Origin of the sequence: Gemella haemolysans (assembly GCF_028308085.1) — a bacterium.
Taxonomy (GTDB): Bacteria; Bacillota; Bacilli; order Staphylococcales; family Gemellaceae; genus Gemella; species Gemella haemolysans_D.
Window position 1 is genome coordinate 1 of sequence record NZ_JAQMFS010000080.1, and the last position, 809, is coordinate 809.

General features: G+C 36.7%; 1 protein-coding gene. It reads left to right on the plus strand.

Features of this window, described 5'->3' with window-relative positions; genetic code table 11:
- Positions 1-74: 74 nt before the first annotated feature.
- Positions 75-755 carry an IS6-like element IS1216 family transposase gene (locus PNO30_RS06685; protein WP_271987618.1) on the plus strand — a complete coding sequence of 227 codons (681 nt, stop codon included), beginning with the start codon at positions 75-77 and terminating at the stop codon, positions 753-755.
- The last annotated feature ends 54 nt before the right edge of the window (positions 756-809 follow it).

Genomic DNA, 809 nt, shown 5'->3' on the forward strand with positions numbered 1-809 from the left:
GGTTCTGTTGCAAAGTTTTAAATCTACTATCAAATAAGGTAGAATAATAGAAAAAGATAGCAGGAGGAATGACGATGAATCATTTTAAAGGAAAGCAATTTCAGCAGGATGTGATTATTGTAGCCGTGGGCTACTATCTTCGTTATAACCTTAGCTATCGTGAAGTTCAAGAAATCTTATATGATCGTGGCATTAACGTTTCTCATACGACGATTTATCGTTGGGTGCAAGAATATGGCAAACTACTCTATCAAATTTGGAAAAAGAAAAATAAAAAATCCTTTTATTCATGGAAAATGGATGAAACATACATCAAAATTAAAGGAAAATGGCATTATTTGTATCGAGCCATCGATGCAGATGGTTTAACCTTGGATATTTGGTTACGTAAAAAACGGGACACACAAGCAGCCTATGCTTTTCTTAAGCGGTTAGTGAAGCAGTTTGATGAACCGAAGGTTGTAGTCACAGAAAAAGCCCCCTCTATTACAAGTGCCTTTAAGAGACTAAAAGAATACGGCTTTTATCAAGGGACAGAACATCGTACCATTAAATACCTGAATAATTTGATTGAACAAGACCATCGTCCAGTAAAGAGACGCAATAAATTCTATCGAAGTTTACGCACTGCCTCACCCACGATTAAAGGCATGGAAGCCATCCGAGGATTATATAAGAAAACCCGAAAAGAAGGCACTCTCTTCGGGTTTTCGGTCTGTACTGAAATCAAGGTATTATTGGGAATCCCAGCTTAAATCATAGATGCCGTAAGGGATTTTATTCTTTATTTAAAACTTTGCAACAGAACC